This is a genomic window from Paenibacillus sp. 1182, from assembly GCF_017833915.1.
Taxonomy (GTDB): domain Bacteria; phylum Bacillota; class Bacilli; order Paenibacillales; family Paenibacillaceae; genus Paenibacillus; species Paenibacillus polymyxa_D.
Map to the genome: position 1 here is coordinate 303336 of NZ_JAFICR010000004.1, position 23442 is coordinate 326777.

The window sequence follows — 23442 nt, forward strand, 5'->3', positions numbered from 1 at the left end:
TGGTTTGGCATGTTTGTTGGATCCATCATCGGAAAAATTTTCACGAACAGTTTGTAAAGGGGGAATCAAAATGCAAGTCCAATCTGATAAGAAAGAATTGGATTATATAGAGCCGATCATTGAGCGATTAATTGAGGCTTACTTAGATCCAAGGCATCTCTTTCCTTGGTTTGTTGCAAACAGCAATGGAAAAGATTCATCCACATTAAGCTACTGTGTTTGGAAAGCCGTTGAGCGGGTCGCTGTGGAAGATCGGAAACGAAAAGTTTATTTTGCGACTACGGATACACTCTTAGAGCATCCACATATGAAAGAATTAATGGAATTCAGTTTTCGGAACATGAATGAAGTTGCAAAGGCGACGCAATTGCCGATCGAAGCTTTTTTAGTTAAGCCCAAAATGACAGCGGTCATGAAAATGATCGCTCATGGCAACCCGCTTCCAACGCCTAAATCCTCAATCAATCGCTGGTGTACGGATCTGCTCAAGCTTAAACCCATGGAAGAGCTTCAATCTCGGCTTATTGAAGAGCATGGTGCAATCATACTTATGCTTGGGGTACGAAACGATGAATCCCAAAAAAGAGCAGGTAGCATCAAAAAGCATTCCATTCTGGGGGAATTCATTTTCCCCAAGGTGGGTGCAAAAGAAAATCCCGCAGGTTTTTTTGATAAATACATGAGTCATCCCATCGTAGATTTAAGCGATGAAGAGGTGTGGAGAACGATTACCTATGCTCGCATCCTTCCGTGGGGGACTAAGGCAACGACTATACGTAAAATGTATGAGGGAGCTGGCGAGTGTCCCATTCAAGTGGACAAGCAATCCAGTAAACCTTGTGGTGGGACATCGCGTAATGGATGCATGATTTGTATGATGACAACCTCACAAGACGATAAAATGCTTCAATCTTTTATCGACAAGGGTGAGGACTGGGCGATTCATATAAATCGTCTTCGCAAGCTCATTTGTGAGTCACTATTTGATGCTCGTTTCCGTAGACCGGTTAATACCTGGCGGAAAAACAAATTGGACTGGGTGAATCCCTTCATCCAGGATTATGATGAAAAAAATGATGAATGGAAAATAGCCAAAAAGAAAAAAGCAAGCAGGGAAGCATTTCATCAACAATTTGAATCTGAGCAAGAAAATTTTAATCGTATGAGTGAAGGCTTATGTTTTGATTCAAAACCTGTTTATCCGAATCTTTCGTTGGCGGGTTACACGTTACAAGCTCGCATTTTTCTCCTTAAAGCGTTTTTATACACGCAAGAAGTATCGGGCGTTAAGCTTGTATCTGAAGAAGAGCTGGTGTACATCAAGAAGATATGGGCAGATGAATGTGGATGGTTGGAAAATGAAGAGGATTTAAAACCTGAATTCCCTGTCTATCCGGGGAGCCTTGTTTTGAATCCTGACTATACGGTAAATATCGAAGAAACAACAATACCAAATCTAACGCTTTACGGGAAGGTTGTGGATCACGAAACTGGTTTGGGGATGATCATCCCGCCGATTGAGAATAAGAAGCTCACGCCGTCACCTCGCAAGCGCAGAAAAATGACAAAAGCGGAGGAACTGGCAATGCTGACGATGCCCACACCCAAAACCATTAACCTCGATCCTACCCAGAAAGAACATCATGAAGCTTTTTATATCCTACAAGATTGGGGATATGATGAGGAGACAATCGTTGCCCAATGTGAACAATCGTCAGTACGAACGGGTGTTTACCTCCCGTATTATTGGCTACCTGCTTCTAATGTTGAAAAGCGTTTTGATTGGAGCAAGTTTAGTACGAGAGATCATGTTGTCTATTGGAACACCGTCGTTTTTATTGTTTGTGATCCAAATATCAAAACGTATGAAGAAGCGAGTAGCTATGTTAATTGGTATGTCGATCAAGCTGGAAAACCTCAGACTTCAAAAGAAGTCAATGGGGATCATTCATATATGAAACAGTATGGAGGACTTCCACCTGTAGTCGCAAAGCGAGAAATGCTTAAAAATGGTGAAGATCCTGACATCATACCCGTGGAGCTGAAAAAATATGCGGGTGTAACGGATATTGAGCTCATGACTGCCAGGGTTATGAGATACTATGGTAACAATAAGCAACTTGTCGGGACTTACTTGAAAGGTGAAACATGGGATTCCGTAAGCCAGATGATCATAGCTGGGATGAAGCCGCATGAAGCCAAGCTGTTCTTGCTCCATCAGGCTTATCTGCCACATGTATTGACGAAGAACGTGAAGGCGTATGCACGCGTTCCTGATGAGGCTTTACAGAAAGCTAATAAACTTCGACATCGTGATGGAATAAAAGGCAAAGCATTTTGGAGTCATTTTCATCTGACTGATTTGGTTAAAGAAATGGATTCTAAGGAATTCACGTTGTTCTTATTGCAAAATGACTATGACGATTCTGATATTCCTAAAGAGGTCGCTCGACTTATGAAGATTGATGAAAAAGCATGGTCTTTTACCAGATCGCTTAGAAAAAGAGGAATGCCTCTTGAGCAGGTTCAGAAATCACTTGACTTATTGATTGTGAAACATGATGAGCTTGAATCTACAGAAGAAGTGAGTTATGTTCAAATGGAGTTTGATATCAGTGCTTAAATATCCAGGGGTTTTGGAGTGGGGTTACTTGCTCCAAACTTCATTTTTTGTGAGTGATTAAACGTACCCGAAAGGATGAGAATAATGGACCAATTGATTGGCTTGTTTTTCAAGGGGAAGTCTATTCAACGGATGTACAATTCGAGTAATGATGCAGTATATACCATCGTTTGTAAAGGTAATGAGCTGTTTCGTATCGCTTTTTATAAGGAGTCTGAATTCGTAGAGCATGGAGTATTAGAAATTTGCCCTTCAAGTGATGACGGTGAACTTCATGTATGGAAAGCTGTTAGTTACTCCGAACTGACAAAAACTCCATCGGAATATCAAGACGTTTTCAATGAATTAAAAGAGAAGTATCGAGAAAAAGGTAGTCTCCGTACTCTTGAGGAATTTCTGGATTCATTTTAAATAGAGAGTTGTGGATTTAATGCTATTTATAGTTACAATACCCCAACATTAAATTGTGTTAAAATAAAATCAATAATAATAGAAGGTGCTTCTATTTATGAGTTTCATTAGGGGTGAAAAAGTAAATGGAAACAAAGGATATAGCAACATCCAAAGAGGATCAAGACACCATAGATATCTATGATGCAGTCATTGAAGGAAAAATCGGGAGATTCCCTCCGGGTTTTTGGGGAAACCATGAAGATGATATCCAGCATCGGTTAAAGTTATGTCTTCGCTATGTCGTGCTGCAAAAATTAAAAATAAATCCGCAAGAAATACTTTCAGAGGTGACAACTTCGTTTTTAATAAAACATAAACTATATAATGCTGTTTATAAACAGCAGTCTAAAGGATTCAAAGAGCTTTTAAACGATATATTTCCCGAAATTAGATATACAGATCAAGATGAATATATTATAAACAATTATGATGGAACGATCGAAGGGAAAATAACTCATTTGCCTCAGGGTTTTTGGGGAGACAATGAAGAAAATATCCGACATCGGCTAAAGTTATGTCTTCGCTATGTCGTGCTGCAAAAATTAAAGATTAAACCTCAAGAAATCCTCTCCGAAGTGACAAGTCCATTTTTAATGAAATATAAACTTCATTATGCATATAAACGTCAGTCTAAAAGACTTACAGATCTTTTATTTGACGTATTTCCTGAGATTGGACATAAAGATATTATAAATGTTAAGCTTCCTGAAATCGTATCCACTGATGAAGATATTATAAACATATATGATGCAGCACTGGAAGGGAAAATAGGTGAATGGCCTTATGGTTTTTGGAGAGATAAAGAAGTTTTGCAGCATCGGTTAAAGTTGTGCCTTCGTTATGTCGTGTTGCAAAAATTAAATATGCAGCCTCATGAAATTCTATTAAAAGTGAAAAGACCGTTTTTAGTAAAATATAAGCTTTATTATGCATTTCAACTTCAGTCTAAAAGAATTGCAGATCTTTTATTTGATGTATTTCCTGAGCTTGGAAATAAAAAAGAACATGTTGTAAAAAAAATACTTCCTGGGAGTGAATCTACAGATGAAGATATTATAAATATGTATGATGCAGCTATCGAGGGTAAAATAGCTAAACTGCCAAGAAATTTTTGGGGCAAAGAGGACGTTTTCCAGCATCGGTTTAAGTTATGCTTTCGTTATGTCGTGTTGCAAAAATTAAAAATAGCACCTCATGAAATCCTCTCAGAAGTGACACCACCGTTTTTAATACAATATAAGCTTGATCATGTTGTATATAGACGTCAGTCTAAAAGACTTACAGATCTGTTATTCGATATATTTCCCGAGATTAGAGATCAAAAAGAATATGTTGTGAACATTATACTTCCTGAGAAGGAATATACAGATGAGGATATTATAAACGTTTATGATGCAGCCATTGAGGGGAAATTAGCGCAATTGCCTCATGGCTTTTGGGGAAACGATGAAGAAGAGGTCCAGCACAGGTTGAAGTTATGTCTCCGTCATATCGTGCAGCAAAAATTAAATATGAAACCGCAAGAAATACTCTCGGAAGTGACAAGACCGTTTTTAATCCAATATAAACTTTATCACGGTGCATATTTACGTCAGTCAAAAGAACTGAAAGAGCTTTTAGGCGATACATTTCCTGAAATTGATAATTAAAAAGGGTCGTTGATTCACGATCAAAGATAGGTATTTTATGAATTTAATAAACATCTCAAGCGTTGATTGCGATCTACATGGATCTTGGGGGGTAAACCCCCTTTTTTTGTGTGATTAAACTTACATAGAAATATCCAATCGAGCTGATGATTAGCCTAAGTTCTCATACGAAAGGAATTATTGCTAAAATGGGTTACAACAAGCAGTTTACCCTATTACCCTATTACCGAGTGATGTCCCTACGTATATGTTCAAATACCTGAACCCTTTCGTCCTTGGTTCTCCCGACAAGCCAAAATGGATAATTTGATTTATCTTCGTTGGCTTGATGCTGCGCTCTAAATCACCTGGGCGCAACTTCGGTCATTCAGGATTTCTTCCCGTGTGACGTCACAACACAACCCTTAAATTATGTTAAAATGAAATTTATCATAAGCAAAGGGGTTTAGATCTATAAGCTGCATCAGGGGTGAAAAAGCAAATGGAAACAGGGACTATTTCATCATTCAAAGAAGATCAAGATATTATAAACATTTACGATAGACTTATCGAGGGGAAAATAGCGAGACTGCCTCGGAATTTTTGGGGGAACAATGAAGTTGCCGAACATAGATTAAAGTTATGTTTACGCCATGTGGTGTTGCAAAAATTAAACATGGAACCTGAAGAAATACTCTCAGAAGTGACACAGACGTTTTTAATTAATTATAAACTTTTTAGTGTCGTATATAAGTGTCAATCTAAAGGACTTCAAGAGTTTTTAATCGATACTTTTCCTGAAATTGAATATGGGGATAAAGCAATCATAAACATGTATGATGCAGCACTCGAAGGAAAAATTGCAAGACTTCCAAGAAGTTTCTGGGGTAAAGAGGAAGTTTTCCAGCATCGATTGAAGTTGTGTTTACGCTATGTCGTTCTCCAAAAATCAAAATTAGCACCTCAAGAAATACTTTTAAAAGTGACCACTTCTTATTTAATAAAAAATAAACTTTTCAATGTTATATATCAACGTCAGACAAAAGGACTTACAGATCTTTTAATGGATATCTTTCCCGAGATTGGATATTCAGTTGAACGTAATATAAACACTATACTTTCTGAGAAGCAATCTACAGATGAAGAGATTATAAACGTGTATGATGCAGCCATCGAAGGGAAAATAGCTAAACTACCTCATGGTTTTTGGGGAACCCATGAGGAAGAGGTACAGGATCGTTTAAAGTTATGTCTTCGCTATGTCGTTCTCCAAAAATTAAAAATGCTGCCTCATGAAATACTTATAAAAGTGCAAAGTCCGTTTTTAGAGAAATATAAATTTGATTACGTAATATATCAACGTCAGTCTAAAGGACTGAAAGAGCTTCTCATCGATGTGTTTCCTGAGATTGGATATATAGATAAAGATGAAGAGATTATAAAGGTTTATGATGCAGCGATCGAGGGGAAATTGGCACAATTGCCACATGGTTTTTGGGGAACCCATGAAGAAGAGGCACAGCATCGGTTAAAGTTATGTTTACGCTATGTCGTGTTGCAAAAATTGAAAATAGCACCTCAAGAAATACCTTCAGAAGTAACAAGTTCATTTTTAATGAAATATAAGCTTTTTAAGGGTGTATATCAACATCAGTCAAAAGGACTTCGAGATCTTTTAATTAATATATTTCCTGAAATTGAACATACAGATGAACATCATATAAATAATATACTTCCTGAGATTGAATATACAGACGAAGAGATTATAGACATGTATGAGGCAGCACTCCAAGGGAAGTTAGCACAAATGCCTCCAGGTTTTTGGGGTAACCATGAAGGAGAAGTTCAGCATCGGTTAAAGTTGTGTCTTCGTTATGTCGTGTTACAAAAATTAAATATAAAACCTCATGAAATACACTTGAGAGTGCAAAAAAAATTTTTAATAAAATATAAACTTTTTTATGCACATCAATGTCAGTCCAAAGGACTAAAAGAACTTCTCATGGATGTTTTCCCTGAAATTGGATATACAGATAAAGATGTCATAGACATATATGATGCAGCAATAGAAGGGAACGCGAGACTCCCAAGAGATTTTTGGGGCGATGAGGAAGTTGTCCAGTATAGGTTTAAATTATGCTTTCGCTATTTAGTTTTGCAAAAATTAAAAATAAAACCGCAAGAAATACTCTCAAAAGTGACAACTTCGTTTTTAATGAAATATAAACTTTCTTATATTATGTATAAGCGTCAGACTAAAGGACTTGAAGAGCTTTTAACCGATATATTTCCGGAAATTGATAATAGAGAAGGATAATTGGTTAACGATCGAAGATAGGGAACTGATTCTTTCATGATCAGCCAGGGCTGTCAGAGGGATCAACAGGAATCTAAAAACGCCTTCAAAAACGAATATCTATACATTGTGTTAAAATGAAACGACAATAATAGAAAGTGTTTCGATCCATGAGCTGTGTCAGGGGTGAAAAATCAAATGGAAACAAAGGGTATAGCTTCATTCAAAGAGGATCAAGATATCATAGATATTTACGATGCAGTCATTGAGGGAAAGGTAGCTATACTGCCTCGGAATTTTTGGGGAAAAGGGGAAGTTTTCCAGCATCGCTTAAAATTATGTTTCCGATATGTCGTGCTACAAAAATTAAACATGGAACCTGAAGATATACTCTTGAGAATAAAAAGACCGTTTTTAAGAAAATACAAACTTGATTACGTTGTGTATCAGCTTCAGTCCAAAGGACTTCAAGAGCTTCTCATCGATGTATTTCCTGAGATTGGACATAAAAATATTATAAATGTTAAGCTTCCTGAGATCGGATCCACAGATGAAGAGATTATAAACATATATGATGCAGCCATCGAGGGGAAATTAGCTCACTTTCCAAAAGGTTTTTGGGGAAACCATGAAGAAGAAGTCATGCACAGATTAAAGTTAAGTCTTCGTTATGTCGTGCTACAAAAATTAAAAATACATCCTCAAGATATCCTCTTAGAAGTGACAAGCTTGTTTTTAAGTAAATACAAACTTGATTACGTTGTATATCAACTTCAGTCTAAAGGACTTCAAGAGCTTCTCATCGATGTATTTCCTGAGATTGAATTCGAGAATAAAGCTATTATAAACTTGTATAATGCAGCTATCGAGGGGAAATTAACTCGATTCCCAAGAGGTTTTTGGGGAAATCATGAGGAAGAAGTTCAGCACAGACTAAAGTTGTGTCTTCGTTATTTAGTGTTGGAGAAATTGAAAATAAAGCCTGAAAATATACTCTTGAGAGTTCAACAACCGTTTTTAATAAAATATAAACTTCATCAAGCTGTATATAAACGTCAGTCCAAAGGACTTCAAGAGCTTCTCATCGATGTATTTCCTGAGATTGGACATAAAAATATTATAAGTGTTAAGCTTCCTGAGAACGGATACACAGATGAAGTTATTATAAACATATATGATGCAGCCATCGAGGGGAAATTGGCTCAATTGCCTAATGGTTTTTGGGGAAAAAATGAGGAAGAGGTTCAGCACAGACTACAGTTGTGTCTTCGTTATTTAGTGTTGGAAAAGTTGAAAATAAAACCTCATGAAATACTCTTGAGAGTGCAAAAACCGTTTTTAGTTAAATATAAACTTGATTACGTTGTATATCAACGTCAGTTTAAAGGACTTCGAGAGCTTTTAATGAATATATTTCCCGAGATTGAATTTGAGGATAAAGATATTATAGAGGTGTTTGATGCAGCCATCGAGGGAGAATCAGCTCAATTGCCAAGAGGTTTTTGGGGAAAACATGAAGAAGAAGTCCTGCACAGACTACAGTTGTGCCTTCGTTATTTAGTGTTGGAAAAGTTGAAAATAAAACCTCATGAAATACTCTTGAGAGTGCAAAAACCGTTTTTAGTGAAATATAAACTTGATTACGTTGTATATCAACGTCTGTCCAAAAGACTTCAAGCACTTTTAAGCGATATATTTCCCGAAATTGAATATACAGATGAAGATATTATAAATAGGTATGATGCAGTAATAGAAGGCCGATTAGATCGATTTCCTCATGGTTTTTGGGGTAAAGAGGAAGAAGAGGTACAGCACAGGTTGAAGCTATGTCTCCGTCATGTCGTGTTGCAAAAATTAAACATGGAACCTGAAGATATACTCTTGAGAGTGAAAAGACCGTTTTTAAGAAAATACAAACTTGATTACGTTGTGTATCAGCTTCAGTCCAAAGGACTTCAAGAGCTTCTCATCGATGTATTTCCTGAGATTGGACATAAAAGTATTATAAATGTTAAGCTTCCTGAGATCGGATCCACAGATGAAGAGATTATAAACATGTATGATGCAGTTATAGATGGGAAATTAGCACAATTGCCTCATGGTTTTTGGGGAAACAATGAAGAAGATGTCATGCACAGATTAAAGTTAAGTCTTCGTTATGTCGTGCTACAAAAATTAAAAATGAAACCTCAAGAAATATTTTTAAAAGTGACAAGACCCTTTTTGATTAAATATAAACTTTATTATGCATATAAACGTCAGTCCAAAGGACTTCAAGAGCTCTTACTCGAAGTATTTCCTGAAATTGAATATAAAGATGAAGCAATCATAAACATTTATGATGCAGCCATCGAAGGGAAATTGGCTCAATTGCCTAATGGTTTTTGGGGAAACAGTGAAAAAGAGGTCCAGCACCGATTAAAGTTGTGTCTTCGATATGTCGTGTTGCAAAAATTAAATATAGAACCTCAAGAAATACTCTTAGAAGTGACAACTTCGTTTTTAATGAAATATAAACTCTTTCACTGTGTATATGAACGTCAGACTAAAGGACTTGATGAACTTTTAAAAGAGGCATTTCCAGAAATTGATAAGAGAAAAGGCTAATTGGATAAACGATCAAGTTAGGAATCTTGTGAAATACAGGATTCCTTTTTGTAAAAAAATGAACGGGCTCAAACGTTGATCATGAATTGTTTTTTAGAGAAAGATCTAAATACATAACATGCATTTTGAAATCGGGATACCAAGTTAAAAGAAGAGGTAAAAAAGAAACCTGTCAGTGAAAATGGAGTTATAATCTCATTATAAATATATTTAAATTATAAGGAGAAAATTATGGATACAGAATTTATAATAAATGACAATTATTATATCCACTTGGATCAATTGCCTAAGCCATCGGATCTATTTCAAAACAAAACGTATGTGCATGGACTATTTGCATATTCCAATAATCTTGAAAGAAATGCTCAATTGATTTTGGACTATGTAAACAACCCTGTAGGAGAAATGCAGATCTGCTGTACAGGAAATGGGCTGTATATAGGAGATATAGGATTCTATATAACGGGCTGTGTTTATTTTGTATCCAGCCGCGACATTGCTACTGGAAAGGATTCATCAAATAGAAGGTATACAGACAGGCATGCATTCAGTTTAGCCAAACCTGTTACGAATCCTAACGACGATATTGCTGAAGCGATTCTTACCCCTAAGATTGTACAAGGAATTTGGTATAATGCAAACTCTGATCTATTCGACAAATTCGCAAATTTAATATCACAAGAACATAATCTACCATTAAAAGCTCTTGATTTGATTGGACACCAATATGTAGGTGATAAAACCAAGGTCATTAAGAGGTCATAGATTGTTTGTGTACGATGAATTCATCTTTCATAAACCGTTCATTCGGGACTGTTATAGATTGATTTTTGCTCCCTATAATATGAGGTTAAGATAAAGAATAGATGAAGATCGACTTCATATTTTAGGAGGAATATTAAATGAATCAAAAGGAAATGGGCTTTCTTCAAGTAGGCGATGTGTTTGAGATTAAAAAGGGAATGAAGGTTAATGCGGAAGTGCCATCTAAATTCATTTTCACAAATTGTCGGATGTCTAATTTGACAAGCAAAACTAAAATTGTAGTCGGGATCTTCTTAAAGAATAAGATGGATGTTGAAGCAACTGCCAATGAATTAAAGGAGAGCATTGCAAGATCTGTCTCTTCGGTTTGTGGTGCAGTGGCTGATCCAATGGCTGTTCAAGATTTGGTTTCATCTGTCATGAACTCATACGAGGAGGAAACCCTGGACACCACAATGTTTTGCGGTGAATATTTGGTAATAAACACGACTTTTGATGGTGGATGTGGTGGTCATGATCCATATCCAAACGGTCATCATGTTTTCTGTCGGAAACTCAAGGACGGCAAATATGACCCAAATGGTACTCAGATTGACTTTTATCAATCCGGTTCATTTAGTTCAATGATTTCACCTGACAACGTACAACCAATTCGAAAAATGACTATGGAATTTATATAAGAGGAGATTTATATCGATCGAGTTACTTAGTCTCGGGATTGAAGATATACTTTGAGCGAAGATAAATCATGATTTCTATTCAGAATTGGAGGAACTTAGATAAATGGATAGTACATTGAAAGAAGTTAAAGTTGGAGATACGTTGACCAGGGTAATTGTTTCCTTGGGAAAGGAAGAGTCTCTTAAAGTCAATATTACAAAACATATTGTCACCAGACAGTTCAGCGAAGAAGGATTTTGCATTGACAACACATATTTCAAAATATACAAGAACATTCTCAACAAAATAAAGCCCCATTACGTTAAAGATGGCTTCGGCGCGGAAATGTTTCTAATCGGGTCAGACAAGGAAAACATAACTAAATGCGAAGATCAGCTCTTTGAAGTCATTAAGATTGATGTAGACAACTTCTTAAAAGAAGCAATGAATTTTAATGATCGCATTAGTGGACGTAAAAAAGTTTATGTTAGTGAGGTTGATAGGACTCCTTGGGGTGAAGATTCCACCTCTAAGCAAGTGATAAATAAATGATTCATTGAGATTTGACCATTTTACGATGCAGAGTTACATTAATGGAAAAGATTCAGGCGGTAGAGAGACACTTTAAGTGCCTCTCTTTTAGTTGGAATTCAATATAAATCGCTAAAATTAACCATCCATTTAGGTGGTGTTATAGTTTGATTTTGGCTCTCTATAATATGAGGTTAAGATAAACAATAGTTGAAGATCGACTTCATATTTTAGGAGGAGAATCAGATGGAACGTTATGAAATAAGAAAATTGTGGGCAACTGTTGATGAAAATGGTGATTATGTAGATATTTTCGACAATGTTAATGATGTAAAAGAGCAAGGAATGAATTTTACTCAGGGCTATGGTGTGTTCGATAATGAAACCAATCTTCTTCCAGATGATGCACAAGATTTTCATTATGATTTACAGAGTGCAAGAGACGAGTTGCGGAATTATCTGACTCAGACGAATCGGGATTTGAAATCAGAAAAGATGGAGACTACAATTCAGGAAATTCTAAATCTCAAATATATGCGTGAAGATAAAGTATACAATTTAGATGATTTGTGTATGTTCAATATGTTGCGTGACTTGCATTCTTATGATAGTGAAACGCAACAGTCTTTGACGGAAAGAAGCTATGTTAGGGATCATTGCAATGATTCTCGATCCAGAGATTTGAATGTTCTTCTATATCGAGACAGACCTTTTGCCATATATCAGTATATGGGTAGAGGCAATGTGGAGAATGAAGTCGTGTTCAACAAAGATGTTTATGAAGAGTTTATTAGAGACTCTATTTCAGAGTATTTGTCAAAAAGACTCTACGCAGATACTGATGTTGTAGATGTTAACTCTCCTTATGTGATTCAAAATTATAATATGGCATATTTTGAAATCATAGATCATGTGTTATGTGCCAATACTGACGTATAATTGGAGTTAACAAAGCCAATTCAACAAAAAAGGATAATATGCCCTATCTACAGAGAGGAACATATAGTTATGGAAAAGATTCAGGTCGAAGCGTTGTATACTTTATCGGGGAATGAAGGGACTCATATTTCAAAAGGGAAAGAGTACATTGTAACAAAAATAGATTTTAAAACATACGAGTTGATTGGGAATTCAGGAAAAAAGTTCTCCCTTAGTGATGAGGAATTGAAGTACAGATTTAAGATGGTTTAACTCATTGAGTTGGGCAAGTTAAAGACCATGAATAAAGATACATTGTTTCAGGGGGAGATTTCTCTGTTTCACACTTACTTTCAACAAATGAGATTAGATAGTGGTTATAAGAACCAAAAGGATCTTGCAAATCGGAGTAATATTAGTGCCGCTACGATTTCCAGAATCGAAAAAGGGGAACAAACACCAACTATCGAAACATTAAAAATCATTGCTCCTTTTTTACCGAGCACAACATTGCATCAGCTTATGACCAAGGCTGGCTATTTGGAGCCTCCTGGCACAACTGATAATGATTTGACTTGGAAGGAAAGAGCCTTACAAGCTGAAAATGAAGTAAAGACGTTAAAGAAAGAACTGTTAAAAGCGAATAATATTAAGCGCTTTGGAGAAGGGATTGTAGAGGGAGACATTATTGAGTTCAATCATCAGTCGGAGCTTTTGTATATTTATCATAAACGTGAGCTGATCAAAATTTCAGTACATGAATTCAATTATTGCATAGGGCTTATACCTGATAGACGCTGGGAAGCAATTTCTCAGATACGCTAAAAGCTAACAAAAAGCATTTTAGTAGAAGAATGTATCGAGGAGCAGGGACACTTTAGGTGTCTCTTTTTTGTTGTAATATAACGTAAAAGCGTCATTAAAGATACATAGTTTTGAATGTAGATAAACATTACAATCTTGCCAGTTATCAACACACATTGATAAAAGCGATTCAAAGGTAAAGAATAGATTTAACATTTCAATATTTTTAAGTAGTTTCTCAAACTCACTGTAAACATATTTTTTTAATCGCGCATATTATCCGACATGCTTAATGATTTAGGCAAAAAAGAAAAGTATAAACGCTGAATTGTACTTACAATCATCATTAAAGTCAATGTTTTCGTCAGCGTTGAAGAGCAATTTTAGCAGTTAGCTGCTTGAAAAACTCATAATACCACCTACAAAGGACTCCACTTCAGGAGTCCTTTTTAAATACGCTCTTAACTGCATATAAGGCTTTATAGATCGAATTCTTAATTGGCTGTTTCAGCGAACTTACTTCAAAGGAGAGATGTTCAGGTGGCAACAAAAGCTAAAGCAATTAGACTCAGCAACTCAAGTAGTCCGAATTTCAATGCAGTAAAATCATGGGATCGGAATGTATTGAACTGTGCTGATCTATCTGCAAATTCTAATAAGTTTTTTATCATGGAAAAGCAGGAGGGGAAAGGCGATTATCCTTATCGCATCTACACTGAATACGGGAGAATGGGAAAACCCAATCCAACGAGAGAAGGAAGGTATTATCATTCGGAGTATGAAATGGATAGTGATTATGATTCTTTGTATAACGAGAAAAAGCGAAAATATAAAGATATCATTGTAGATGATGTTGGATCATCTGCGCCTACCCAAGTTGACGTCAAATGCAAAACCAAGAAGGAGAATCTGTCTGAAGTGAAGGATAAGGTTCTCAAGCTCATCGGGAAACTTTATCAAAATGCTACAAGCTATTTGGTAAAGTCCATTGATACGCCGCTTGGTAAGTTGTCAGCTACACAAGTAGCTAAAGGCTTGGAGATTTTGACTCAAATTGAGCATATGCTGGATCGCGGGACAACAACGGGGATGGAAGTCGAAAGACTATCCAATGAGTTTTATTCTTACATTCCTGTGACTTTTGGTAGTCGGGTCGATTATCGGCGATTCATCATTGATGACTATGTGAAATTGAACGATCGAAAAGACCTTCTTGGCGTTATGAGTTCCGTTGTACAAGCACAAAGCACACTGGAACAAAACCTGGAGCAAAAATATAAATCACTCAAAATTAAGCTTGAGGCTTTATCTTCACGCTCAAAGGAATACAAACGTTTGTCTGACTTCGTCCAAAGTACCAAAGGTCATAATCACCATTTCGGTTTTGACATCAAGGAAATTTTCGAAGTTCAGGACATGGTAAACCATGACCGTTTCAATCCTTATAAGGTTGAAGAAATGGAATTGTTCCATGGTTCTCGTAACGAAAACATTCTAAGTATTATGCAGAACGGTTTGAAAATTAAGCCAGCATCTGCTGTTCATACGGGTTCTATGTTTGGTGGCGGTATCTATTTTGCGAGTCAGTCTACAAAATCAGCAAACTACTGCTGGGGATTTAACGGCGGTGTAGCAGCCGAGGAAAATTATCTGTTTGTCTGTGAAGTAGCAACAGGTAAGATTAAGGATTACACTTATGCTCAGCCGCATTTGACTGCGGCGCCGCGTCCTTACAACTCAGTACGGGGAGTAAAAAGCCCTGGTGGGCTAATTCACGATGAGTACATTATCTACAACGAGAACCAGGTTAAAATTAAGTATATTATTGAGTTCAAGAAAACTCGATAATCATTTTGAAAAAGGGTTGATCGTATATCTGCCCTTTTTTCCTATATTGCAAATAGAAATCCACAAGAATTTATATAAACTATTATACAACCCTGTAAAAAAAGACAGCCATTCATAAGCTGTCTTTCTTCTTTACTATGTGTCGTTATCCCAGGTCATCATGCCATCGTAACAACGAGAGAAGCTAAACATACACCATTTTCGGGTGTATATTTGTTTTTCTGTTTGATGAATAATCTTCTTGACGATCCTTTATGAATAAATATCCCTGCCTAAAACAGAAGTAGACAAAGATATTGGGATACCTTTCGGTAAATCTCATTTTCTCCAATGTCTTTCTACCCGGAACCGATACAGCATGAGCAATAATCCGATTAACAAAGAAGCCTTTTTTCTTTAGATTTTGTAAATGCTTTTCCAGTTGCATGATCAGAAATTTCACCTTAAATCGTGGAAACTGCTCCTTATCTATGGCTATGCCACATAAATAGGTATCATACACACCTATGCGTTGATAGGGCAAGGTTGATCGTTCCACTCTACTCTCATCAAAATAACCACTATGAATTTCAGTATAGATATTACGAGGTATCGGATAAAGAGAAACATAGCCCATTAGTGCTTCCCCTTGAAACACAGCGATATCTGTAAAGGAGTTCTTTTCAAGTCTCCTCCTTGTCGTGTCCTCATCAATTCGAAACTCAGGCAAAAACACTTTTTGATCTAAATCCAAAAGTTTATTCATATTATTTGTTGATATATACGTAATACAGAAGGTATCATCCCCTTTATTTTAATGTAAGGACTACCTTATGTTATATGTCCAAATCAGACGGTTTAACACGATGATGAAGGGCATAGCATCATTCAATCTCGATGTTTACAGACTGCTTGCTAAAATTCGCAGTTCAGTGTTATTATTATTTTATAGTCAATTATTTAATAAAATTGCCTGAATAAATAGATTGTGTAAAATTCCTTATGAAACTTGATCTAATGCTTTTGAAAAAATATGGAAGGTGATACATATGACAATCTTGACCAGGGTGAAAGGAATTCTTAGAGCGTATAAGAATAGTTATCTCAGTAATCTTCTAACAACAAACAATGCTTATGTTGATGAATTTCATGGTTTGAACAATGTTAGAGGTTTAAGAGATTTCTTGCGAAAAAAAAGTCTACGCAGCGATATTATGATCGGTTTTGTGTCTACACCATTTCTGGAAAGGGACATAGATATTGAGCATTTGCTAACGTTTGTCGACCTGGAGAACCTTATTAATAACCATATGCAATATATTGAACGCTCTTATGAGAAAAAGTTGCGATTGAACAATAGTTTTACTGTTGAGTTTGAAAAATACGGTTCTGTATGGATCGTGGTTCAAGATAGTTCTGGAAGAGAATTACTTTATATTCGCTATGCGCATGTGACAGATCAAATTAAAACTGTAAGATATACTTTACCCGGATCAAATCTCCACTTCGATTTAAGGCATCGCGAAGAACTTAAAGGATTGTTGAATGCGATAAGAAGTAAATTTAAACAAAAGATCGTTTTCGAAGAAGTTGGCTCATGATAAAGGCTCAATTAACTCAGGCTCAGGCAACTGCTTTGGATTCGCTTAAAAAACTATATCCTGATTCAGACATTGTGAAACTCCATGCAAAGCATCAATGGTCTAATCAATTTGAAAGCATTCAAGGTCTTCCTTTAGATACACTCATACGTGCTTTGTATCATGACGAGGGCTATGAGGTCATATAAACCATGGAAGAGCGTATGTTGGAGGTGTATCTAAAAGGGATCGTTCATCATGGCAAACAACAAGAAGCTCAGACTGGAGCCTTTCAGTTAGGTATGCAAAAAGCACTTAGTATTGCTGGCATTAAGATACCTGATATCAACGACTAAACTCCGGCAGCGGATTGATATGTAGCTGTATAGAACACATATCGTTACCATTTTTGGGAATAGTAACAATATGGAGGTCGATATTACTTGACGAAGCGATCAAATTCAACGCAGAATACCAGATCCCCCCAAGCTTATCAACTGTTTGAACAACTAAAGTTAGAAGTAGCTCAAGAGCTTGGTATTGAGCTCCCGATCGACGGCTATTATGGAAAGATGAAAACGAAAGATTTAGGCGCAATTGGTGGCAACCTTACTCGAAGGCTCCTACAGATCGCAGAAGAAACCATTGCAGGAAGAATGTAAATATATGCAGAACTCAAATCCATGAACCTCAGTCCTATGTCTGAGGTTTTATATCATTTATACAAGAGGGGAATAAACTTTTATTCAATAAAAAAAGAAGGCGCGGGGATTATCCCAGCTCCTTCATCAATTCTTCTACACTTATACCCAATCTCTTTGCCAGGCTTGTTAATTTGCCCCTGTTATCCAAGGTCGTCTCGGTTTGTGCATAGTCAAACTGCTTCATGGATCGATTTACACGCTCTTCAGATGGGTCGGCATAGAACTTGCGTGTGGTTTCCGCTGAAGCATGCCCAAGTACCTGGGCAGTCAGATACATATCCTCATAGGTATTGTAGTGGTTTGTACCAAAAGTTCTTCTGAATACGTGAGGTGTAACATGGATTGAGACATTGCTTCTCAGTCGGTACTTGTCCAGCAAAGCACGAACGGTGCTTGGTTTAATCCGCTTTCTATGTAGCGATATAAATAGAGCGTTCTGATCTCTGTGATCAACATGGGTCAGTTTCTTTCGGTGCTCACAATAGGCTGAGATATCTTCAATGATCTTTTCAGGCATTGTGATTTCTTGTTCGTCACCGCCCTTACGAGTAACGACAAACGTTTTTTTGTGCAATTGAATATCTGAAATATCGAGTTGAACCAATTCACTAATTCGAACACCTGTATAAGCAAGTAGAAGCGTCATGATGTAGTCTCTATGCTTCACTTTTTCGTGAAATTTAAGCAGACGGTTATTCTCAATCGATAAGTCATTCATGATGGTTGTAAAAAAGCGTTGGACTTCGTCAGGAGACAAGCGTTGCTTCACTTTTACTTTTGTAGGAACCCGAATTTCGATATTGGGTGTGATATCTTTTGAAATCATTTTTTTTTGAAAGAGGTAGGCGAATAGTTTTCGCAGTGTGGCCAACTTTCTTGCTTTTCCTACAGGTGCATTGGTGAATTCCTTCATTACTTGCCTACCTGTATTCGATATATAGCTCGTTTGATAGGATGAGAGATAATCAAAGAAATCAATTAAATCGCGATCCTCCAATTGATCCAGATCTCCTGGCTCAATCGCTTTAATCGTGGATTTATCACATTTATGTGAATAGAGCAGGAACTCTAAAAATAGGCTGATATCTTTCGCATATTCAAATCTGGTTTGTATTTCCTTGGAGTTCTCTAAGAGATATAGAAAATCCACAGCAAAATTAGGCAATAAAAAAATGCGTTTCCTCAATTTTTCCCGCACTTGGTTTTCCAACGATTTTTTCATTTTGGTTTCACCTCCGCTATATCTATAGTAGGCTAACGTACAGATGTTCGCAACTCGAAAATATGAATGGATTAGAACAGGAAAGGTAGAAAGAAATTTCTACGCTAAAAACAAAAAAATTATAACGAGAATTAATGGTTAACATAATATAATTTATGTTATCAAACTATCGTTTCGATTTTAACAATAAATTGCTCTTCGTTCATTTCAAGGATATAATTATAAACATTGAAGGATTATCTGCATCAATTTCAATCATGAAATGTTCCCCAAGCTGGCAAAGGGGGATGGATGTTAATCTAATGTAGCAAAAGAGGGTGTACCTATCTTGCATGGGAAATCAAAGCCAACCGATATGGGATGGCTAATTAAGAGGAAACTGGCAGAGATGCAAATGAGTCAAAAAGAATTTTGTAAAGCTTATAATATAAGGACAACAAGACTGTCTAATATCATTTATGGAACCCGGAGCTGTAAAAATGAAAGAAAAATCGTTGCTGAAATCCTAAACATACCAGAGCTATATAATGAAGAGCTTGAACTGTGTAATTACAAAATCATTGTGACTTGTTCCGAAAAAGTAGCCCAAATTTGTGAGGAACATAACTTTGAAATCAATAATTTTAAATATTACCTAAACCATTGTCCTTACGAAGAGGGTACACATCAACATAAGGTACGACATAAGCCCATGGAAATTACGTACATAGACAAGGATCGAGTTAGAACTGTTGTAGAATGTATCTTCCTCAAAGAGTGAATGTGAGCATAAAATGTTTTATTTGAGGGGGTAAATACTTGAAATGCGGAAGATGTGGATATATAATAAATAAAGAAAGTGACCAGTTTCGTACACTGATCGCTATCGTAAAAAGGTACAAGACTATTCTCTTGTGTTGTCTAATGACCCTACTTCACGTTTCCTAATATTTTCTGGCGGGGTAGGGTAAGTATGAACAAATTAACAAAGCAATTATATGCACAAGTAATCTGGTTTTAACTAATTGAAAGTGTGTATACTTGTGAATGTTACAATGTTCAACTTTTCTCTGTAAGAGGGCTACCGAGCTTGTGAAGGACAGGTGGTCCTTTTACTATTTCATCAATAACATTAAGACCACTTTTCTCAATATTAAATTAATGTTACAGTATGCTTCCATGCAGAACCCTGCTGCTCTTAAATTTGTAGCTTTACACTTTACATTACTTTCCTTTTGGCATATAATGAAGCTATTATGTCACCCTCTTTATGAGGGTGTAGATTGAAACGAACAATCAACTTTTAACAAAAAAGTGACTCTACTCAATTGGGATAGAGTCATTTTTTTTATTTTATTTTCTGTTTACAACTTCGGCTATATTAGCACTTATGACACCATGCTTCAAATAAGCAGATAGGGTAAATTGGCGAAAGCCACGTGGGAGGAGCAGGAGATCTAACAATTTGAAAAATAAGGGGAATGTATGTGCGCGCTATTACTGACTTACAAGAGACAATTCTTTGTTTTAACTGCGGAGAGATTGTGATCGTTTTTTTTGAAAAATACGGATACACACTGGTCGAAATGTTACCAGAAAGCGTTAAAAAGGAACACGATGGCATTGAAGACTTATGTTGCGCCTGCTGTGATGAAGAAATTCAAGTAAGGGACGACTATTACATTTTCACCGTGGATGATGAAATAATCGACGACATCGCAGATCGGGTAGGCGAAGAAATTGGCGGATGCGAGCATTGTGAAGGCGGAGAGCGGTGGAATCTTGTCAATGCCTACAACAATGATCCCTATGATAAAAGCTCCCGAATGGACCCTCCTGAAGGGATTAGCATCAGTCATTACCTTTATGAACAAGACGTTCCTGAGGAGCTATTTCAAATTCTTTGCACCCATATTCAATGTAAGTGTTCCTATGGTAGGGAAGCGGGACACTCGGATGACTTCTATGGCGGAATTTTCGAGTTGAATGATGAAATCTATACTAAGCGTGATATCGAAGACTATTGGGGGTTCCAGTACGAAGCGTTTAGTAAATTTAGTCAGCAATATGAGGAAACGATCGAAGTCAAAGCTTTGCGAGATTTTAAAATGCACCTCAACGACTATCCAATGCTTGCGTTGGAACATGAAACCGGTCGCGCGATTTTTCGAACGCTGAAAAAACATTTTGAGGCTAAGGGATATACCGTATTAACCAATGATGTTGGCATGTTGTACCGTGGTCGTACTCGAAAAATGGACACTTCTGTCCAATGGGATAAGGATCAGATGTGGGCTCCACCCGTGGGGCTTCCACAACATGGACGATATAACTGTGTTGGCGTATCGGTGCTGTATGTCTCCGATCGTCTGGAAAGTATCCCATATGAGATCCACCCGACCCATGAAGATATAATAGACATCGGAGAGTTTGAAATTATAAAAGATGAGCTTTTTATGTTTGATCTGGGTTCATTTGAACCTACGTTTCAGGGTTTTTTTAATGAGATGAACGAAGAAACAAAGACCGTTAAGGGAGCTTATCTACTTCCTAATTTCATTGGAACCTGTTGTAGCTACATTGGCTATCACGGAATTAAATACGAAGGAGTACACGGAGAAAAGTTATCGTATACCAACTATGCATTATTTAATATCGAATCTAAGGAAGATATTAAGATTAATAATATAATCAGTTACAAACCTCAATTTACCATTGAAATGAAAGAAATCCTTGATTACTCGACACTTGATTCTGAATTTTGACCGAATTTTTTAGGATACGGGGGGCTTTCATTTCCCTCGCTGTCTCTGTAATGTTGCCGTGCTTTGGCATGGCTGCTACCAAAAAAATGTGGCATATAACAGCAAGACTTATTTCTAAAAAATTGACGATTATCAAGCTCGAAAACGCATCAAATCATCAGTTCCGGACTATTCTACATTCAAAAAGTAAAAATTAAATGTTTTTATACTAACCATCTATATAGTCTAATGTATGGTTTGTTGATGAGAGCAAGCCTTGCATGATTTGGGTATATATCTTCCTCGGATTAACATCCCAATGATTGAAAATTAGAGCGGATTAACATATCATATATACATACAAGTGATCCTTAGATCATTATGTGTGTAACTGTTACACAACTACAATAATAGAACAGTAAAAGGATTGCCAAACTTACCAGGGTTAGGGCAGTCCTTTTATTATATTAAATAGTCAACTACAAGGAGGGAACCTGTAAGTGGAAAGGGATTATAGAAAAGAAAAGATGGAGCTGGATAAGAAATTAGAGGATATACAGGATATACAGGTTGTCTTACACATGCTTCAGGAAGCTACAGATTTGATCGACAGGGCTAAGAAGAGACTCATGTATAACCGTAAAGCTAAGGATTTAGACATCGATCATCTGATTCGAAATGCACATGAAAGCCTTGTGGAATGTGTAGATCGTATCAAAAATCCAGATGAGCCATAAAAAAGTTGATAAGATTGAATTTAGCCGTGTGTATTTTACAACCCTTGGTCAATTTCAACACTCCCAATATTTACAAAATTGCTGAATCAGCATATACTATTACAGTTAGAGAATATGACTTTAACCGAAAGCAGGCATTCAAATGAATAAAGACAATTTTCTTAAAAATACCCCAAAAGAAATTGAGATATTTGAAGGGGAAGTGAAAACAGTTGAAGATACGATAGATATTCTGACTGATAAGGGCGAATATTTACAGGATGTATTATATCATATGTATCTTGACAAAAAGGTTCGTATAACGATTGAAATTTTATAACCTAAGGTTGTGAGAAGAATATGACCATTATAGAAAATAGAAGCAGGTGATTGGCAAAGCATTAAGACAAAACAAAAAAAGTCTACGTAGAATGTGAGGGAGGAAATATGATTACAATAGTTGAGTTTTTACATGAAAAAGAAAGGCTTTTACACAGCAACGATTTTGGAATGCATAGAAAAATTACCTCTCTCCAATTCTTGTTAAGCGAGATGGCTTCAAAGTTCTCCATTCCTCTTATTTACGGCGAAGAGTATAAAGCGAAGCATCAAGAATTTTGAATCCATTTCTGAGGCTATTAAAGAGCTGCAAACAGTCTAAATAGGATATATTGCTTTGCCTTTTTATTATTGAATCGAGGAGAGATATAGTTGAAAAGCGTTGGCATTATACGTGAATTAGATCACCTGGGTCGTATTGTTATACCTAAAGAGACGAGAGTTTTACTGGGTATTCATATGGGCGATCCGTTAGAAATATTTATAAATAGTGAAGAAAAGATGCTTGCTTTAAGAAAACATGTTGGGGTAGCTTGTAAAATGTGTGGTGCAGTTGATCAATTGACCTATTTTCGGAACAGCTTTCTTTGCTCAAATTGTGTTCATGATTTGAAAGAGGGCAAAAATTGTTTACAATATGCTGAGGAAGAGTCTGCTCAGACTGAGCCGAAAGAACGAAGAACTACCCGCAATTCAGACGAGCTGCTTGGCGAGTTAAAAGTGCTGATGGCTAAACATCCTACATACACTCAAAAAGACTACGCAAGACTACTCAACACCTCTCAACCACGCATTTCACAGCTTAAACGATTAATGCAAGAACAATAGCACGAATTGAAAAGATCAACCAAAAGCGGTGGCTGGTCTTTTGTTAATTAATTGCTAATCTAATTGAGTTTAGGAAATAGACTATGTTTTGATTTGATTGATTTAGTGGTAAACGAACTTGACTCCTTACACACCGCTATTATATATTGTATAGTAGCAAAATAACATAATTTGTAAAAAGAGAGTGCCTATTGTGGCACCTCTCAATCGTTGGGAAG

24 protein-coding genes are annotated in these 23442 nt (G+C 36.5%); 22 read left to right on the plus strand and 2 right to left on the minus strand.

All coding sequences use genetic code 11. The features are described from left to right. Positions 1 to 70 precede the first annotated feature (70 nt). The 12 genes from JOD82_RS09970 (at position 71) to JOD82_RS10025 (ending at position 15133) form a co-directional block, all read left to right on the plus strand. Positions 71 to 2623, plus strand: coding sequence for an adenine nucleotide alpha hydrolase family protein (locus JOD82_RS09970; protein WP_209948700.1), 2553 nt, complete (start codon positions 71 to 73; stop codon positions 2621 to 2623). Positions 2624 to 2707: 84 nt separating this feature from the next. Continuing rightward, entirely contained in the window at positions 2708 to 3034 is a 327-nt protein-coding gene (locus tag JOD82_RS09975; protein ID WP_209948702.1) for a hypothetical protein, read from the plus strand. A gap of 125 nt (positions 3035 to 3159) precedes the next feature. Further along, positions 3160 to 4725 (plus strand): DUF4046 domain-containing protein, encoded by a 1566-nt coding sequence (locus JOD82_RS09980; protein WP_209948704.1) that lies wholly within the window; start codon positions 3160 to 3162, stop codon positions 4723 to 4725. Between the two features lie 481 nt (positions 4726 to 5206). Next, positions 5207 to 7021, plus strand: coding sequence for a DUF4046 domain-containing protein (locus JOD82_RS09985; protein ID WP_209948706.1), 1815 nt, complete (start codon positions 5207 to 5209; stop codon positions 7019 to 7021). Between the two features lie 177 nt (positions 7022 to 7198). Continuing rightward, positions 7199 to 9607, plus strand: a complete 2409-nt coding sequence (locus JOD82_RS09990; protein WP_209948708.1) for a DUF4046 domain-containing protein — start codon at positions 7199 to 7201, stop codon at positions 9605 to 9607. Positions 9608 to 9838: 231 nt separating this feature from the next. Next, a complete protein-coding gene (locus JOD82_RS09995; protein WP_209948710.1) occupies positions 9839 to 10372 on the plus strand; it encodes a hypothetical protein in 534 nt (177 codons plus the stop codon). 137 nt (positions 10373 to 10509) lie between these two features. Next, complete coding sequence (locus tag JOD82_RS10000) at positions 10510 to 11052, plus strand: hypothetical protein (protein WP_209948712.1); 543 nt, start codon at positions 10510 to 10512, stop codon at positions 11050 to 11052. Positions 11053 to 11155: 103 nt separating this feature from the next. Beyond that, complete coding sequence (locus JOD82_RS10005) at positions 11156 to 11584, plus strand: hypothetical protein (protein WP_209948714.1); 429 nt, start codon at positions 11156 to 11158, stop codon at positions 11582 to 11584. Between the two features lie 225 nt (positions 11585 to 11809). Then, positions 11810 to 12502 (plus strand): hypothetical protein, encoded by a 693-nt coding sequence (locus JOD82_RS10010; protein WP_209948716.1) that lies wholly within the window; start codon positions 11810 to 11812, stop codon positions 12500 to 12502. A 69-nt stretch (positions 12503 to 12571) separates the two neighbouring features. Further along, complete coding sequence (locus JOD82_RS10015) at positions 12572 to 12754, plus strand: hypothetical protein (protein WP_209948718.1); 183 nt, start codon at positions 12572 to 12574, stop codon at positions 12752 to 12754. Positions 12755 to 12781: 27 nt separating this feature from the next. Then, positions 12782 to 13306: a helix-turn-helix domain-containing protein gene (locus JOD82_RS10020; protein ID WP_245248969.1), complete on the plus strand. Its 525-nt coding sequence runs from the start codon at positions 12782 to 12784 to the stop codon at positions 13304 to 13306. 519 nt (positions 13307 to 13825) lie between these two features. Beyond that, positions 13826 to 15133, plus strand: a complete 1308-nt coding sequence (locus JOD82_RS10025; protein ID WP_209948720.1) for a WGR domain-containing protein — start codon at positions 13826 to 13828, stop codon at positions 15131 to 15133. A gap of 184 nt (positions 15134 to 15317) precedes the next feature. On the opposite strand, the gene JOD82_RS10030 is transcribed toward JOD82_RS10025, so the two are convergent. Beyond that, positions 15318 to 15866 (minus strand): hypothetical protein, encoded by a 549-nt coding sequence (locus JOD82_RS10030; RefSeq protein WP_245248970.1) that lies wholly within the window; start codon positions 15864 to 15866, stop codon positions 15318 to 15320. 295 nt (positions 15867 to 16161) lie between these two features. On the opposite strand from JOD82_RS10030, the gene JOD82_RS10035 reads away from it, so the two are divergent. From JOD82_RS10035 to JOD82_RS10050, 4 genes are all read left to right on the plus strand, one after another. Next, on the plus strand, positions 16162 to 16713 hold the full coding sequence (locus tag JOD82_RS10035) for a hypothetical protein (RefSeq protein ID WP_245248971.1): 552 nt from the start codon (positions 16162 to 16164) through the stop codon (positions 16711 to 16713). Beyond that, positions 16710 to 16901, plus strand: coding sequence for a hypothetical protein (locus JOD82_RS10040; protein ID WP_209948722.1), 192 nt, complete (start codon positions 16710 to 16712; stop codon positions 16899 to 16901). Before JOD82_RS10035 ends, JOD82_RS10040 begins: the two co-directional genes overlap by 4 nt. Positions 16902 to 16904: 3 nt before the next feature. Then, the gene (locus JOD82_RS10045; RefSeq protein ID WP_209948724.1) at positions 16905 to 17048 is read left to right on the plus strand and encodes a hypothetical protein; all 144 of its coding nucleotides are present in this window, start codon (positions 16905 to 16907) and stop codon (positions 17046 to 17048) included. An 87-nt stretch (positions 17049 to 17135) separates the two neighbouring features. Further along, a complete protein-coding gene (locus JOD82_RS10050) occupies positions 17136 to 17354 on the plus strand; it encodes an alpha/beta-type small acid-soluble spore protein (RefSeq protein ID WP_209948726.1) in 219 nt (72 codons plus the stop codon). A gap of 109 nt (positions 17355 to 17463) precedes the next feature. On the opposite strand, the gene JOD82_RS10055 is transcribed toward JOD82_RS10050, so the two are convergent. After that, the gene (locus tag JOD82_RS10055; RefSeq protein ID WP_209948728.1) at positions 17464 to 18618 is read right to left on the minus strand and encodes a tyrosine-type recombinase/integrase; all 1155 of its coding nucleotides are present in this window, start codon (positions 18616 to 18618) and stop codon (positions 17464 to 17466) included. Positions 18619 to 18946: 328 nt separating this feature from the next. Between JOD82_RS10055 and JOD82_RS29605 the strand changes: the two genes are divergently transcribed. The 6 genes from JOD82_RS29605 (at position 18947) to JOD82_RS10085 (ending at position 23224) form a co-directional block, all read left to right on the plus strand. Then, the gene (locus JOD82_RS29605) at positions 18947 to 19378 is read left to right on the plus strand and encodes a helix-turn-helix domain-containing protein (protein ID WP_312887679.1); all 432 of its coding nucleotides are present in this window, start codon (positions 18947 to 18949) and stop codon (positions 19376 to 19378) included. Between the two features lie 700 nt (positions 19379 to 20078). Then, entirely contained in the window at positions 20079 to 21362 is a 1284-nt protein-coding gene (locus tag JOD82_RS10065; protein WP_245248972.1) for a hypothetical protein, read from the plus strand. 479 nt (positions 21363 to 21841) lie between these two features. Beyond that, positions 21842 to 22078 carry a hypothetical protein gene (locus tag JOD82_RS10070; protein WP_013386224.1) on the plus strand — a complete coding sequence of 79 codons (237 nt, stop codon included), beginning with the start codon at positions 21842 to 21844 and terminating at the stop codon, positions 22076 to 22078. Positions 22079 to 22220: 142 nt separating this feature from the next. Beyond that, positions 22221 to 22397: a hypothetical protein gene (locus tag JOD82_RS10075; protein ID WP_209948731.1), complete on the plus strand. Its 177-nt coding sequence runs from the start codon at positions 22221 to 22223 to the stop codon at positions 22395 to 22397. Positions 22398 to 22504: 107 nt separating this feature from the next. Further along, complete coding sequence (locus JOD82_RS10080) at positions 22505 to 22678, plus strand: hypothetical protein (RefSeq protein WP_209948733.1); 174 nt, start codon at positions 22505 to 22507, stop codon at positions 22676 to 22678. A gap of 90 nt (positions 22679 to 22768) precedes the next feature. Continuing rightward, positions 22769 to 23224 (plus strand): transition state regulator Abh, encoded by a 456-nt coding sequence (locus JOD82_RS10085; RefSeq protein WP_209948735.1) that lies wholly within the window; start codon positions 22769 to 22771, stop codon positions 23222 to 23224. Positions 23225 to 23442 lie beyond the last annotated feature (218 nt).

What these genes read in the sequence shown, in the direction of transcription:
- JOD82_RS09970 (WP_209948700.1), top strand. Translation starts at nt 71, where the DNA reads ATGCAAGTCCAATCTGATAAGAAAGAATTGGATTATATAGAGCCGATC.
- JOD82_RS09975 (WP_209948702.1), top strand. Translation starts at nt 2,708, where the DNA reads ATGGACCAATTGATTGGCTTGTTTTTCAAGGGGAAGTCTATTCAACGG.
- JOD82_RS09980 (WP_209948704.1), top strand. Translation starts at nt 3,160, where the DNA reads ATGGAAACAAAGGATATAGCAACATCCAAAGAGGATCAAGACACCATA.
- JOD82_RS09985 (WP_209948706.1), top strand. Translation starts at nt 5,207, where the DNA reads ATGGAAACAGGGACTATTTCATCATTCAAAGAAGATCAAGATATTATA.
- JOD82_RS09990 (WP_209948708.1), top strand. Translation starts at nt 7,199, where the DNA reads ATGGAAACAAAGGGTATAGCTTCATTCAAAGAGGATCAAGATATCATA.
- JOD82_RS09995 (WP_209948710.1), top strand. Translation starts at nt 9,839, where the DNA reads ATGGATACAGAATTTATAATAAATGACAATTATTATATCCACTTGGAT.
- JOD82_RS10000 (WP_209948712.1), top strand. Translation starts at nt 10,510, where the DNA reads ATGAATCAAAAGGAAATGGGCTTTCTTCAAGTAGGCGATGTGTTTGAG.
- JOD82_RS10005 (WP_209948714.1), top strand. Translation starts at nt 11,156, where the DNA reads ATGGATAGTACATTGAAAGAAGTTAAAGTTGGAGATACGTTGACCAGG.
- JOD82_RS10010 (WP_209948716.1), top strand. Translation starts at nt 11,810, where the DNA reads ATGGAACGTTATGAAATAAGAAAATTGTGGGCAACTGTTGATGAAAAT.
- JOD82_RS10015 (WP_209948718.1), top strand. Translation starts at nt 12,572, where the DNA reads ATGGAAAAGATTCAGGTCGAAGCGTTGTATACTTTATCGGGGAATGAA.
- JOD82_RS10020 (WP_245248969.1), top strand. Translation starts at nt 12,782, where the DNA reads ATGAATAAAGATACATTGTTTCAGGGGGAGATTTCTCTGTTTCACACT.
- JOD82_RS10035 (WP_245248971.1), top strand. Translation starts at nt 16,162, where the DNA reads ATGACAATCTTGACCAGGGTGAAAGGAATTCTTAGAGCGTATAAGAAT.
- JOD82_RS10040 (WP_209948722.1), top strand. Translation starts at nt 16,710, where the DNA reads ATGATAAAGGCTCAATTAACTCAGGCTCAGGCAACTGCTTTGGATTCG.
- JOD82_RS10045 (WP_209948724.1), top strand. Translation starts at nt 16,905, where the DNA reads ATGGAAGAGCGTATGTTGGAGGTGTATCTAAAAGGGATCGTTCATCAT.
- JOD82_RS10055 (WP_209948728.1), bottom strand. Translation starts at nt 18,618, where the DNA reads ATGAAAAAATCGTTGGAAAACCAAGTGCGGGAAAAATTGAGGAAACGC.
- JOD82_RS10065 (WP_245248972.1), top strand. Translation starts at nt 20,079, where the DNA reads ATGTATGTGCGCGCTATTACTGACTTACAAGAGACAATTCTTTGTTTT.
- JOD82_RS10075 (WP_209948731.1), top strand. Translation starts at nt 22,221, where the DNA reads ATGAATAAAGACAATTTTCTTAAAAATACCCCAAAAGAAATTGAGATA.
- JOD82_RS10080 (WP_209948733.1), top strand. Translation starts at nt 22,505, where the DNA reads ATGATTACAATAGTTGAGTTTTTACATGAAAAAGAAAGGCTTTTACAC.